Source organism: Plantibacter sp. Leaf314 (assembly GCF_001423185.1).
Classification (GTDB): domain Bacteria; phylum Actinomycetota; class Actinomycetes; order Actinomycetales; family Microbacteriaceae; genus Plantibacter.
The window spans coordinates 2283228-2293832 of sequence record NZ_LMOB01000001.1; the positions used below are offsets into that span (position 1 = coordinate 2283228).

The 10605-nt window shown below is 68.7% G+C and carries 15 protein-coding genes and 1 pseudogene; 8 read left to right on the forward strand and 8 right to left on the reverse strand.

Going from position 1 to position 10605, the window contains the following annotated elements:
* Positions 1–63: 63 nt before the first annotated feature.
* Positions 64–423 carry a VOC family protein gene (locus ASF68_RS10755; RefSeq protein WP_056010052.1) on the reverse strand — a complete coding sequence of 120 codons (360 nt, stop codon included), beginning with the start codon at positions 421–423 and terminating at the stop codon, positions 64–66.
* Between the two features lie 44 nt (positions 424–467).
* Between ASF68_RS10755 and ASF68_RS10760 the strand changes: the two genes are divergently transcribed.
* Positions 468–680, forward strand: a complete 213-nt coding sequence (locus tag ASF68_RS10760) for a hypothetical protein (RefSeq protein WP_056010053.1) — start codon at positions 468–470, stop codon at positions 678–680.
* Here the strand turns inward: ASF68_RS10760 and ASF68_RS10765 are convergent.
* Entirely contained in the window at positions 677–1549 is an 873-nt protein-coding gene (locus ASF68_RS10765; RefSeq protein ID WP_056010055.1) for an alpha/beta fold hydrolase, read from the reverse strand. The genes ASF68_RS10760 and ASF68_RS10765 overlap by 4 nt on opposite strands.
* 83 nt (positions 1550–1632) lie before the next feature.
* Between ASF68_RS10765 and ASF68_RS10770 the strand changes: the two genes are divergently transcribed.
* The 3 genes and pseudogenes from ASF68_RS10770 (at position 1633) to ASF68_RS19210 (ending at position 2984) form a co-directional block, all read left to right on the forward strand.
* On the forward strand, positions 1633–2130 hold the full coding sequence (locus ASF68_RS10770) for a CGNR zinc finger domain-containing protein (RefSeq protein WP_056010057.1): 498 nt from the start codon (positions 1633–1635) through the stop codon (positions 2128–2130).
* Positions 2131–2219: 89 nt separating this feature from the next.
* A pseudogene (locus tag ASF68_RS19205) lies at positions 2220–2324 on the forward strand (MerR family transcriptional regulator); the annotation flags it as partial.
* A 192-nt stretch (positions 2325–2516) separates the two neighbouring features.
* Entirely contained in the window at positions 2517–2984 is a 468-nt protein-coding gene (locus ASF68_RS19210; RefSeq protein WP_235526827.1) for a GyrI-like domain-containing protein, read from the forward strand.
* Here the strand turns inward: ASF68_RS19210 and ASF68_RS10780 are convergent.
* The 3 genes from ASF68_RS10780 to ASF68_RS10790 form a co-directional block, all read right to left on the reverse strand.
* Positions 2927–3241, reverse strand: a complete 315-nt coding sequence (locus tag ASF68_RS10780) for a hypothetical protein (protein WP_056010061.1) — start codon at positions 3239–3241, stop codon at positions 2927–2929. The genes ASF68_RS19210 and ASF68_RS10780 overlap by 58 nt on opposite strands.
* 62 nt (positions 3242–3303) lie before the next feature.
* Positions 3304–3756, reverse strand: a complete 453-nt coding sequence (locus tag ASF68_RS10785; RefSeq protein ID WP_056010063.1) for an NUDIX domain-containing protein — start codon at positions 3754–3756, stop codon at positions 3304–3306.
* A 132-nt stretch (positions 3757–3888) separates the two neighbouring features.
* Complete coding sequence (locus ASF68_RS10790; RefSeq protein ID WP_082498576.1) at positions 3889–4524, reverse strand: TetR/AcrR family transcriptional regulator; 636 nt, start codon at positions 4522–4524, stop codon at positions 3889–3891.
* Between the two features lie 66 nt (positions 4525–4590).
* On the opposite strand from ASF68_RS10790, the gene ASF68_RS10795 reads away from it, so the two are divergent.
* A complete protein-coding gene (locus ASF68_RS10795; RefSeq protein WP_056010065.1) occupies positions 4591–5298 on the forward strand; it encodes an NAD(P)H-binding protein in 708 nt (235 codons plus the stop codon).
* Here the strand turns inward: ASF68_RS10795 and ASF68_RS10800 are convergent.
* Complete coding sequence (locus ASF68_RS10800) at positions 5286–6275, reverse strand: aldo/keto reductase (RefSeq protein WP_056010067.1); 990 nt, start codon at positions 6273–6275, stop codon at positions 5286–5288. The genes ASF68_RS10795 and ASF68_RS10800 overlap by 13 nt on opposite strands.
* Positions 6276–6420: 145 nt before the next feature.
* Here ASF68_RS10800 and ASF68_RS10805 point away from each other — a divergent pair, with 145 nt between their 5' ends.
* Together ASF68_RS10805 and ASF68_RS10810 are read left to right on the forward strand one after the other, a co-directional pair.
* A complete protein-coding gene (locus ASF68_RS10805; RefSeq protein WP_056010069.1) occupies positions 6421–7074 on the forward strand; it encodes a GNAT family N-acetyltransferase in 654 nt (217 codons plus the stop codon).
* A 128-nt stretch (positions 7075–7202) separates the two neighbouring features.
* Positions 7203–7985, forward strand: a complete 783-nt coding sequence (locus tag ASF68_RS10810; RefSeq protein ID WP_056010071.1) for a glucose 1-dehydrogenase — start codon at positions 7203–7205, stop codon at positions 7983–7985.
* A 10-nt stretch (positions 7986–7995) separates the two neighbouring features.
* On the opposite strand, the gene ctlX is transcribed toward ASF68_RS10810, so the two are convergent.
* Both ctlX and ASF68_RS10820 read right to left on the reverse strand, forming a co-directional pair.
* On the reverse strand, positions 7996–8973 hold the full coding sequence (gene ctlX, locus ASF68_RS10815; protein ID WP_056010073.1) for a citrulline utilization hydrolase CtlX: 978 nt from the start codon (positions 8971–8973) through the stop codon (positions 7996–7998).
* Between the two features lie 7 nt (positions 8974–8980).
* Positions 8981–10009: an ornithine cyclodeaminase gene (locus ASF68_RS10820; RefSeq protein WP_056010075.1), complete on the reverse strand. Its 1029-nt coding sequence runs from the start codon at positions 10007–10009 to the stop codon at positions 8981–8983.
* 162 nt (positions 10010–10171) lie between these two features.
* Here ASF68_RS10820 and ASF68_RS10825 point away from each other — a divergent pair, with 162 nt between their 5' ends.
* Positions 10172–10603 (forward strand): Lrp/AsnC family transcriptional regulator, encoded by a 432-nt coding sequence (locus ASF68_RS10825; protein WP_056010076.1) that lies wholly within the window; start codon positions 10172–10174, stop codon positions 10601–10603.
* Positions 10604–10605: the final 2 nt, after the last annotated feature.

Here is a 10605-nt window from a genome sequence, read left to right on the forward strand (position 1 = left end):
ACCGCGATCGGGCAGTATGACGGAAAGCGGCCCGACTCGGGGCAATGAACGCCGCGACGCGTGCTACTCGCCGAGCTCCCAGAGTTCGATGGGGAGCCCCTCCGGGTCGTGTAGACGGACGAACCGGCCGTAGTCCGACTCCCATTCGGTCCGACGCTCGACGTCGATCCCGGCGCCTTCCAGTTGCGCAATCAGAGCGTCCAAGCCTGTGACGCGGAGGTTGAGCATGAACGGCTGGTCGTCATCGAAGTACTCGCTCGTTGTCGAGAACGGAGCAAAGACGGTCGCGCCGGCCTCCTGCATCCAGACGGCACCTTCGCCCTCGGCGCCGGCTTCGATGCCGAGATGCTCTCGGTACCACGCCGCGCGCGCTGATGGATCACGACTGCGGAAGAACAACCCGCCGATGCCGACCACTCCCATGCAGTGAGTGTATCGATGCGCCCGCTCCACGAAGGAGTCATCAGGTGGCAGAACACACACCGTCCCGGGCTCAGAGCTCGGAGCTCATCGGGTTGGCGCTCCTCGTCCCGTTCGGCTTGTGGCTCGGGTATCGAGGCGTGAAGGGGCTGCGTCGCTCAGCCTCCCGAGCCGACGGCCAGGCGGCCGACCGCTCGTGCGGACGGCCGCCCGATCCCGCCGGGGTGGTCGGAGACGGATCGACCGATCCGTCGGGCTAGGCGCTGCGGTCGTTCGTCGCGAGCCAGCTCGTGATGGCGTCGGCGACGAGGTCGAGGTCGGATTCGAGGAGGAAGTGTCCGCCGTCGACGAGTTCGATGCGAGCGTGCGGGGCGTCGCGCGTGAACGCCGTGGCGCCGGCGGCGGCGAAGATCTCGTCGTTCCGCCCCCAGATCGCGAGCACCGGCACCTGCGAGGTGCGGAGCCACTCGTGCACCGCCGGGTACAGCTCGCGGTTGGTCGTGTAGTCGCGGAACAGCGCCAGCTGCACGTCGTCCTGGCCCGGTCGGGCGAGGAGCGCGAGGTCATGCTCCCAGGCGTCGGGGTCGACGGTCGTCGGATCCGGCACGCCGTGCGTGTACTGCCATTCGACGGCTTCCCGGCCGAGGGCGGGACGGAGTGCGTCGCGCGTCTCGGTGGTGCGTTCGGCGGCGTCGGCCCAGATCGGGTCCCAGAAGCCGGGCACGAAGCCCTCTTCGTAGGCGTTGCCGTTCTGGGAGATGACGCCGACGACGGCAGCGGGGTCGGCGAGCGCCAGACGCCAGCCGACCGGCGCGCCGTAGTCCTGGACGTAGATCGTGTACTGCGTCACGCCGATGGTCGAGAGGAACCGGCCGGTCACGCCGGCGAGGGCCGCGAAGGTGTACTCGAACTCGTCGACCGAGGGGGCGGCGGAGCGACCGAAGCCGATGTGGTCCGGAGCGATGACACGGTAGCGGTCGGCCAGTGCCGGGATGAGGTGGCGGAACATGTGGGAGCTGCTCGGGTACCCGTGCAGGAGCAGGAGCACGGGGGCGTCGGCCGGGCCGGCTTCGCGGTAGAAGACGTCGAGCCCATCGACGGAGACGGTGCGGTGGTGGACGGTGACCATTGCTAACCCCTTTAGATTGTTTTACTGGTTAGCCAGACGGTAGCATGGATTGATGGCGCCACACGGCGCGAGAACGGAGAACGATGCTTCGCGACGAGGAGCTGCTGCTGAACGTGTTGAACAGCGCGCCGGTCATCGAGGGTGCCCCGACGGACCGTCTCGAGGGGACGGCCGGTCGAGACCTCGCGCGCAGCTGGGGTGGCACCGGGTCCGCGGACGAGGTGGCCCGCCTTCGGCGTGCGAGGCAGGCGCTCCAGGCTGTCGTCCGCGGCGAGGACGGCGGGGCGACCCGAGAGCTCGCGGGCATCCTCGGGGATGCGGTTCGGACGCCGCGCGTCACCCCCGACGGCGTGGTCTGGGAGCTGCAGGTGCCTGAAGACGATCGCCTCGTGGCGGGCGTCGTGTTGGCGTGGTCGAGCGTGATCGCGGAGTTCCCCGGGCGCCTTCGCCCGTGCGCGAACGACGAATGCAGCCTGTTCCTCGTCGACCACAGTCGCCCCGGAACCGCGAAGTGGTGCTCGATGGCGGTGTGCGGCAACCGGATGAAGGCGCGCACGCACGCTCGACGCGCTCAGAACTAAATGCTTGACTCTGACACCGTGTGAGGAGGGAGAACTGAGACATGTTGTCCATCGGAGCGTTCGCGCAGATCGGCCAGGTGACCCACCGGATGCTCCGGCACTGGGACACCGCCGGTCTGCTCGTGCCTGCCCATGTGGATGAGTCCAGCGGCTACCGCTCGTACGATCCTTCGCAGTTTGAACGGCTGCACCGGATCGTGGCGCTTCGCCATCTCGGTTTCGGTCTTGAAGACATCGCCCTGATCCTCGACCAAGGGGTTGATGCCGCGCGCATCGCCCGGTTGTTGCAGGTGCGTCGAGCCGAGGTCGAACGCGAGCATCGCATCGCGGCCGCACGACTCATCGATGTGGAACGGCGGCTCCACCTCATCGAAAGAGAGCATCACATGTCGGAGATCGAGATCATCGAGAAGCCCCTGCCCGCCGTTCGCCTGGCCGCCCGCCGTGGCGTCGTCCCCTCACAGCCGGACATCGCGGACTTCGTCGGCCCCTCGTTCGACGCGGTCGCGTCCATCATCGGCGACGAGAGCGGTTCGCTGACCACACCGATCGCGCAGTACCACGCGAGCGAGGACGGCACCGAGGTCGTCGTCGGCTACGCCTACAACGGCGCGCCCCGCGAGGGCTTCGAGATCGTCACGTTGCCGGCCGAGCGCCTGGCGATCTGTGGCATCCACCTCGGGTCGATGGACCGCATCGCCGAGAGCTGGCAGTCCATCCACGCTGAGATCCTCGCCCGGGGCTTCGTGCCGGCGGGGCCGTGCCGCGAGCTCTACGTGCGGGCGGTGTCGGAGGATCAGTCCGACTGGGTCACCGAACTGCAGCAGCCGATCGCTGCGGCACCCGCGTCCTGACCTCGAGCGGAAGGCGGCGGGATGAGGTCGATCCCGGCACCCTCCGCTCCGTCGGTGTGGAGCTGGACGAGTCCGACCGCGTCGTCGTCGACCAGGACGAGGAAGCACTCGACATCGGGAAGTCGTGCGCCAAGGTACTTGGCACGGATGAGCTCGTCGGACAGCCGTCCCGGTCCTCCCCAACCATGGAAGGAAGGATCATCGAACAGATGACGCAGCGCGTCGAAATCGTCCTCGGATGTGGGTTGCAGCCTCATCGAAGACAGTCTGCCCGGGTGGACGGCGGGCGTCCATGACAGCGATCGATGAGGGCAGCTGGTCAGAAGCCGAACGTGAGGACCGCTGACCGGCGACCCTCTCGCAGGGCGTCCAATGCAAGCCGCTCATGAGCGGTCAGGTCGACCGGCAGATCGTCGAGGCGGAACCACGCCAGTTCTGCGCACTTGATCGGTTCTCGGATCAGTGGTTCGCCACCCCAGACATCGCAGACGAAGAACCAGTCGACGCGCTGTTCCATCGGGTTCTCCGTACCATCGGTGCGCTGCATGACAGCCACGGCCGAGAGCGCCTCGACTGCCACCTCGACGCCGAGTTCTTCCCTCGCCTCACGGATCGCGGCAGACGCCGCAGTTTCACCGAGCTCGACATGACCGGCGGCACCCGCTGACCAACAATCGTCCATGTAACCGGTGTTCTGCCGTCGCTGCAGCAGGACTGATCGATCGCGGCGCAGGAAGACATACGACGCGGGAACAATGGAGAAGTGGCTCATGAGTAGTCACACCATATGCCGCTGACCGGAGCACGAACCGTTCAGGAAGATGCCGAAGGTGTCCGAAGCCATGACCCAACGCTAGGCGCCGATGCGCGCCGACGCACCCGGCAGCATCGTCGGAGCGGTCGCTCAGGTTGCGCGACCACCCGGCCAAGCGCCCGGAACGGCCGAGGCCAGGGCGACCGCTCGGACGACCACGGCGAGGGTCTCGCCGGCCCGATCCATCGTCATCGATCCGGACACGGCGTTCCGGGCGAGGGCATCGCCCGCGCCGATGATCGCGCTCAACGGCGCCGGGTCGAGGGGGCCGGTGAAGGGCTCCAGCGCCTCACGACAGATCTCGAGGTACGCCTGCTCCGCCTCCGACCGGAGCGCACTCAACGTCGCCGAGCCGCTGAGCGCGGACACCACGGCCGCGAGCTCGATCCCCTCGGCGATGCAGCAGCCGATGTAGGCCTCTGCGACCAGGGACGACACCGCGGCGAGGTCGCTCGGCGCCTGGGCGAGCGCCTGCAGCAGGGCGTCCCGCTGGTGGGCCTCGAATGCCCGGTACGCCTCCGACAGCAGACCCGACCGGTCGCCGAAGTGATCGTAGGCCACCGGCTTCGTCACCCCCGCGTGCGCGGCCACCCGCGCCAGCGTCACGTCGTCCATGTCGTGCGTGCGGACGAGATCGCGGAAGGCATCGAGCAACTGGGCATGACGGTTGTCCCAGGAGAGCCGGCGCCTCGTCGTCGCTGCGCCGTCGGTCGTGGTGGATCCCATCCCTCGATACTACCTACCTACAGTAGGTTACTAATGGTAGGTTGATCGGCAACGGAAGGACCACCCATGACGTCACCGACCACCTCAGCCACCGCCGCGAGCGAAGAACCGCTGCCGGGGGTCTTCATCTTCGGGATCTCGGGCCGTGTCGGCCGGCTCCTCGCGAGCCGCCTCCGCACGCGAGGGATGACCGTGTCGGGCCTCACGAGATCGTCGCAGCAAGCCGCCGCCCTCCAAGCCGACGGCGTGACGACGGTCTCGGGCGAGCTCGCTCTCGCTACCACCCAGGAGATCGCGTCGATGGTCTCGGGCTTCGACGTCGTCGTCTTCACTGCCGGCTCGAACGCCGGGCACCCGGACGTGACGGACGCCATCGACGATGCCGCCCTCGCCCGCGTGTCGGAGGCGCTCAGCGGCACGCAGACGCGCCTGATCCTGCTCTCCGTCCTGCCCGAAGCGTGGCGCGAGCGATCACTGAGCGACGAGGAGGAGCACTATTTCGCGGTCAAGAAGCGCGCCGAGGTGGCGCTCACCCGCGAACCGATCGACTGGGTCATCCTGCGACCGTCCCTGCTGACCGACGACCCGGGTCGAGGGACGGTCGCCCTCGGGCCGGCCGAACTCCACGACGAGATCACCCGCGACGACGTGGCGGCCGTCCTCGAAGCGCTCGTCCTCGAGCCGACCATCAGCCGACGGATCCTCGAACTGAACGAAGGGCCGACCGCCGTCACCGAGGCGGTCGGCCGCGTCGCACGCTCCTACCAGGCGTAGGCCTCCGGCGCCTGGCCGCCCGGGCCGGGGAACAGCTCGTCGAGGGCGGTGAGGTCGTCCGCGCTGAGCTCGATGTCGACCGCTGCGACGGCGGACTCCAGCTGCTCGACCGTGCGCGGTCCGATGATCGGGCCGGTGACGCCAGGCTGGTGCAGAAGCCACGCGAGACCGAGCGACGCCGAGGTCCAACCACGCTCGGCCGCGAAGCGGTCGTAGGCCTCGAGCTGGTCCTGCTGCTTGGCTCGGGCCTCGGTGATGCGGGACTCGCCGGATCGTGCGCCCTTGTCGGACGAGCCACCGCTCAGCAGGCCACCGGACAGCGGCGACCAGGGCAGGATGCCGAGGCCGTAGTGCTGCGCCGCGGGGATGACCTCGAGTTCGATGGAGCGCTGCGCGAGGTTGTAGAGCGACTGCTCGCTGACGAGACCGAGGAAGTGCCGCTGCTGCGCGACCTCGTTCGCCTGCGCGATGTTCCAGGCGGCGAAGTTCGAGCTGCCCGTGTAGACGACCTCGCCGCGCGCGACGAGCACCTCCATCGCCTGCCACAGCTCCTGCCAGGAGATGTGCCGGTCGATGTGGTGGAACTGGTAGAGGTCGATCCGGTCGGTCTGCAGGCGCTCGAGGGAACCGATGGCCTCCCGGCGCACCTGCCACGCCGAAGCACCGTGGGCGTTCACGACGTCCGAGCCGTCGTCGTTCGGCGCGACCATCGGCGAGTGGACCTTCGTGGCGAGGACGATGTCGTCGCGCACGCCCGGCCGGGCCGCGAACCACCGACCGATGATCTCCTCCGTCGCCCCACGGCCCGCGCTGCCGCCGTAGGCGTTGGCGGTGTCGAAGAAGTTGACGCCGAGCTCGAGCGCCCGGTCCATGATCGCGAACGAGTCCTCCTCGCTCGTGCGGTCACCGAAGTTCATGGTGCCGAGCACGATCCGGGAGACCGACGTCCCCGTGCGTCCGAGGTGCGTGTACTTCATGGGTGAGCCCTTCTCGTCGTCGAACGGGGCCGCTGACCGGCACCGCGACGAGTGTCGCACCGACGCCGCGCGCCGTACACCGGCTCGACAGCCCGACCCGGACCGGCTACAGCGCTATCCGGTGTCCGACGGGTAGCGTGGGCGGATGCTCAGCCTCACCGACGTCTGGCCGCTGTTCGGCCTCGAGATCCGCACGCCCCGCCTCGTGCTGCGCCAGGTCCGCGACGAGGACCTCCCCGGCCTCGTGGACGCCGCCCTCGCCGGCATCCACGACCCGGACGTCATGCCGTTCTCCACGCCCTGGACCGACCAGCCGCGCGAGCAGCTCATGCGTGAGACCGCCAAGCACCTCTGGACGCAGCGGGCCGGCGTGACCCCGGCGTCCTGGACGCTCAACCTCGCGATCCTCCTCGACGGCGTGCCGATCGGCCTGCAGGACGTCGGTGCCCGCGACTTCGCCGTCACCCGCTCGGTCGGCAGTGGTTCCTGGCTGACGCAGTCGCAGCAGGGCAAGGGACTCGGCGTCGAGATGCGGGCGGGCATGCTCCAGTTCGCGTTCGACCACCTCGGCGCGCACGTCGCAGTGTCCGACGCGGCCGTCTGGAACGGCGCCTCGCTCGGCGTCTCGCGTCGACTCGGCTACCGCGACAACGGTGTGCTCCGCTTCGTCGGGCGTCCGGGCGAGCTCGTCGAGTCGCAGGGCTTGCGGGTGACCCGCGAGGAGTTCGTGCGCCCCGATTGGACCGCGACGGTCACCGGTCTGGAGGCGGCACGGCCGATGCTCCTCGGCGAGGACTGATCGCCCTCCGCGAACGTCGGGGCCCTGCGGCGGGTGCATCTATCCAACAGATGTACGTTTGAAGGACTGTCGCTGATGCGACGGGCACGGTGTCCGCCGGAGCGACAGGCTCCTGGAAAGGTCACACCATGAATCGCTTCTCCGACCGCGTCGTCCTCATCACCGGCGGTGGCTCCGGCCTCGGACGCGCAGCAGCCGTCCGACTCGCAGCAGAAGGCGCCAAGCTCTCCCTCGTCGACATCTCCGAGGCCGGCCTCGCCGCGACCGTCGAGGCGGTCACCCAGGCGACCCCCGACGCCGAGATCATCACGACGATCGCCGACGTCTCGAAGGAGGAGGACGTCGACCGCTACGTCACCGAGACGACGTCGCGCTTCGGCCGCATCGACGGCTTCTTCAACAACGCCGGCATCGAGGGCAAGCAGAACCTCACCGAGGACTTCACCGCCGCCGAGTTCGACAAGGTCGTGTCCATCAACCTGCGCGGCGTCTTCCTCGGACTCGAGAAGGTGTTGAAGGTCATGCGCGAGCAGGGTTCCGGCATGGTCGTCAACACGGCGAGCGTCGGCGGCATCCGCGGCATCGGCAACCAGTCCGGCTATGCGGCTGCAAAGCACGGCGTCGTCGGTCTCACGCGCAACTCCGCGATCGAGTACGGCCAGTACGGCATCCGCATCAACGCCATCGCCCCCGGCGCGATCTGGACGCCGATGGTCGAGAACTCGATGAAGCAGCTCAACGCCGACGACCCGCGCGGCGCTGCCGAGGAGTTCATCCAGACGAACCCGACCAAGCGGTACGGCGAAGCCCCCGAGATCGCCTCGGTCGTCGCCTTCCTGCTGAGCGACGACGCGAGCTACGTCAACGCCACCGTGGTCCCGATCGACGGCGGCCAGTCCTACAAGTACTGACCGACAGCGCTCACGATCGGGCGAGCTGCGAGCCCGACGCCGGTTCGGACACCGTCGCTGCTGGTCGCCGGTCCAGATGGACCCCGGCGATCATGCAGCGGACGGAACCGCCCGCGAGTTCGATCGTCGGCACGTCCAGCGGGAGGATCCGGCAGCTGCGCTCGATGACCGCCAGCTGGTCCGCGCGGAGGCTCTGGACGGCCCGGCTCGAGATCGCCAGGAGCCGCTCCCCCGACGCCGACCGCAACTCGATCGCATTACCCGCGAAATCGCAGACCTGCCCGTAGTCGAGGTCCACGATCGTGCGCCCGTGGGCGGTCAGCCGTTCGACGACCTGCTCCCGACGCGCGGGCGAGGCGATGAGGTCGAGTCCCACGAGCGCGAACTCGGTCGCCACGCCCATCATGACGTTGGTGTGGTAGATCGGGACCCCGTGCGGGTCGACGGCGTCGAAGACGAGCGGTTCGTAGCCGAAGTTGGTGCAGAAGCGCTCGAGCGCGATCGGGTCGGCCCGGTGCGAGCGGGCGACGAACGCCACCCGGGCCGCGTGGTCGAGCACCATCGCCCCGGTGCCCTCCAGGAACACCTCGTCGAGTTCGAGGCCCGAGTAGTCGATGACGTCCTGCACCCGGTACTCGCGCTTCAACATCTCGACGATGTCCCAGCGACGCTCACGACGACGATTGACCGCGTACATCGGGTAGACGGCGAGGTGCCCGCCGGCGTGCGTCGACAGCCAGTTGTTGGGGAACACGCTGTCGGGTCGGTCGGGGTCGTCGTCGTCGAAGAGGTGCACCCGCACACCCGCGGCGTCGAGCGCATGCGCGACCCGGGTGACCTCGTCGAACGCGGCGTGCGCCACCCCGACGGCCGCAGCCGAGGGGACGCCCTCCGCGACCTGGAACACGTTGTCGGCCGCGGTCAGCGGGTTCGGCGTGAAGCGATGCGGCCTGATGAGGACGACCGCCGACGGCGCCTGCACGGACATGTCGGACTCAGCCGACCGGTGAGAGCGCGCCGACGAGGCCGAACAGGTCCTTCGGGTCGTCGGGGGCTGCGACGAGGTCGATCTCCTCGAAGTACTCGCTGCCGTCGACGGCGTCGTTCAGGAACCGCAGCGCCGTGAAGTCCTCGATCGCGAAGCCGACGGAGTCGAACAGGGTGATCTGCTCCCGCGAGGTGCGGCCGGGGACGGCGCCCGTGAGCACCTGCCAGAACTCGATCACCGGGAAGTCGGGCGCCATCTGCTGGATCTCGCCCTCGATGCGGGTCTGCGGCGGGAACTCGACGAACACGTCGGCACGATCGAGGATCGACGCCTCGAGCTCCGTCTTGCCGGGGCAGTCTCCGCCGATGGCGTTGAGGTGCACACCGGGCTCGACCAGGTCGTTCGTGAGCACCGTCGCGAGGGCCTTGTCGGCCGTGCAGGTCGTGATGATGTCCGCCCCGGCCACGGCGTCTGCGGCGCTCGTCCCGATGACGACCTCGAAGCCGAGCGGCTCCAGGTTGCGCGCGAACTTGTCCATCGCGAGCGGGTCGACGTCCCAGATGCGCACGGTGCTGATGCCCAGCGCGGCCCGCATGCCGAGGGCCTGGAACTCGGCCTGGCTGCCGGCGCCGATGAGCGCGTGGACGGTGGAGTCCGGTCGGGCGAGGTGCTTGGCGACCATGCCGGACGTCGCGGCGGTGCGGAGGGCCGTGAGGAGCGTCATCTCAGCGAGGAAGGTCGGGTAGCCGTTGTGCACGTCCGCGAGCACGCCGAACGCGGTCACCGTCTGGTAGCCGCGCGCCGGGTTCGAGGGGTGGCCGTTCACGTACTTGAACGCGTAGGTCTCGTGGTCGCTCGTCGGCATGAGCTCGATGACGCCGAACGGCGTGTGGCTCGCGACGCGAGGGCTCTTGTCGAACGAGGGCCAGCGACGGAAGTCGGCCTCGAGGTAGCCGATCATGCCGGCGATGATGCGCTCGGGGCCTCGGTCGGCGGTCCAGCGGACCATGTTGCGGACATCGACGAAACGCGTCATGACGTTCCCTTCCAGACGGAGTCGGGCTCGGAGCCGGCCGGAGCGGAGTGCTCCCGACTGCTTCGAGCCTAGGTTTCGTCGATCTGCACTCTCTACGCCACCTCTGCGCGATTTGTGCACAGGTTATGCACAATGTGAGTAACGTCGTTGTACATTGTGTGCATGGCCGCACTCGACGATCTGGACCGACGACTGTTGGCCGCGCTCCGAGCCGACGGCCGCGCATCGGTCGCGAGTCTGGCCAGATCGCTCGATGTCGCCAGGGCGACCGTGAACAGCCGCCTGGAGCGACTCGTCTCCTCGGGCACGGTCGTCGGGTTCTCCGTCCGGGTGCGCGACGAACTCGACCCGGGCACCATCCGCGCGATCGCGTTCATCGAGGTCGAGGGCCGCACCACCGATCACGTCATCCGACAGTTGCGCGGCTTCCCCGAGATCAGCGCGCTCCACACGACCAACGGCGGCTGGGACCTCGTCGCGGAACTCCGCACCGAGACGCTGACCGACTTCGACCGCGTGCTCGGCGGGATCCGCCGCATCGAGGGCGTCGTCAACAGCGAGACGAGCCTCCTGCTGAGTTCCGTCCTGCGCTGACC

What these genes read in the sequence shown, in the direction of transcription:
- ASF68_RS10755 (WP_056010052.1), bottom strand. Translation starts at nt 423, where the DNA reads ATGGGAGTGGTCGGCATCGGCGGGTTGTTCTTCCGCAGTCGTGATCCA.
- ASF68_RS10765 (WP_056010055.1), bottom strand. Translation starts at nt 1,549, where the DNA reads ATGGTCACCGTCCACCACCGCACCGTCTCCGTCGATGGGCTCGACGTC.
- ASF68_RS10770 (WP_056010057.1), top strand. Translation starts at nt 1,633, where the DNA reads ATGCTTCGCGACGAGGAGCTGCTGCTGAACGTGTTGAACAGCGCGCCG.
- ASF68_RS19210 (WP_235526827.1), top strand. Translation starts at nt 2,517, where the DNA reads ATGTCGGAGATCGAGATCATCGAGAAGCCCCTGCCCGCCGTTCGCCTG.
- ASF68_RS10780 (WP_056010061.1), bottom strand. Translation starts at nt 3,241, where the DNA reads ATGAGGCTGCAACCCACATCCGAGGACGATTTCGACGCGCTGCGTCAT.
- ASF68_RS10785 (WP_056010063.1), bottom strand. Translation starts at nt 3,756, where the DNA reads ATGAGCCACTTCTCCATTGTTCCCGCGTCGTATGTCTTCCTGCGCCGC.
- ASF68_RS10790 (WP_082498576.1), bottom strand. Translation starts at nt 4,524, where the DNA reads ATGGGATCCACCACGACCGACGGCGCAGCGACGACGAGGCGCCGGCTC.
- ASF68_RS10795 (WP_056010065.1), top strand. Translation starts at nt 4,591, where the DNA reads ATGACGTCACCGACCACCTCAGCCACCGCCGCGAGCGAAGAACCGCTG.
- ASF68_RS10800 (WP_056010067.1), bottom strand. Translation starts at nt 6,275, where the DNA reads ATGAAGTACACGCACCTCGGACGCACGGGGACGTCGGTCTCCCGGATC.
- ASF68_RS10805 (WP_056010069.1), top strand. Translation starts at nt 6,421, where the DNA reads ATGCTCAGCCTCACCGACGTCTGGCCGCTGTTCGGCCTCGAGATCCGC.
- ASF68_RS10810 (WP_056010071.1), top strand. Translation starts at nt 7,203, where the DNA reads ATGAATCGCTTCTCCGACCGCGTCGTCCTCATCACCGGCGGTGGCTCC.
- ctlX (WP_056010073.1), bottom strand. Translation starts at nt 8,973, where the DNA reads ATGTCCGTGCAGGCGCCGTCGGCGGTCGTCCTCATCAGGCCGCATCGC.
- ASF68_RS10820 (WP_056010075.1), bottom strand. Translation starts at nt 10,009, where the DNA reads ATGACGCGTTTCGTCGATGTCCGCAACATGGTCCGCTGGACCGCCGAC.
- ASF68_RS10825 (WP_056010076.1), top strand. Translation starts at nt 10,172, where the DNA reads ATGGCCGCACTCGACGATCTGGACCGACGACTGTTGGCCGCGCTCCGA.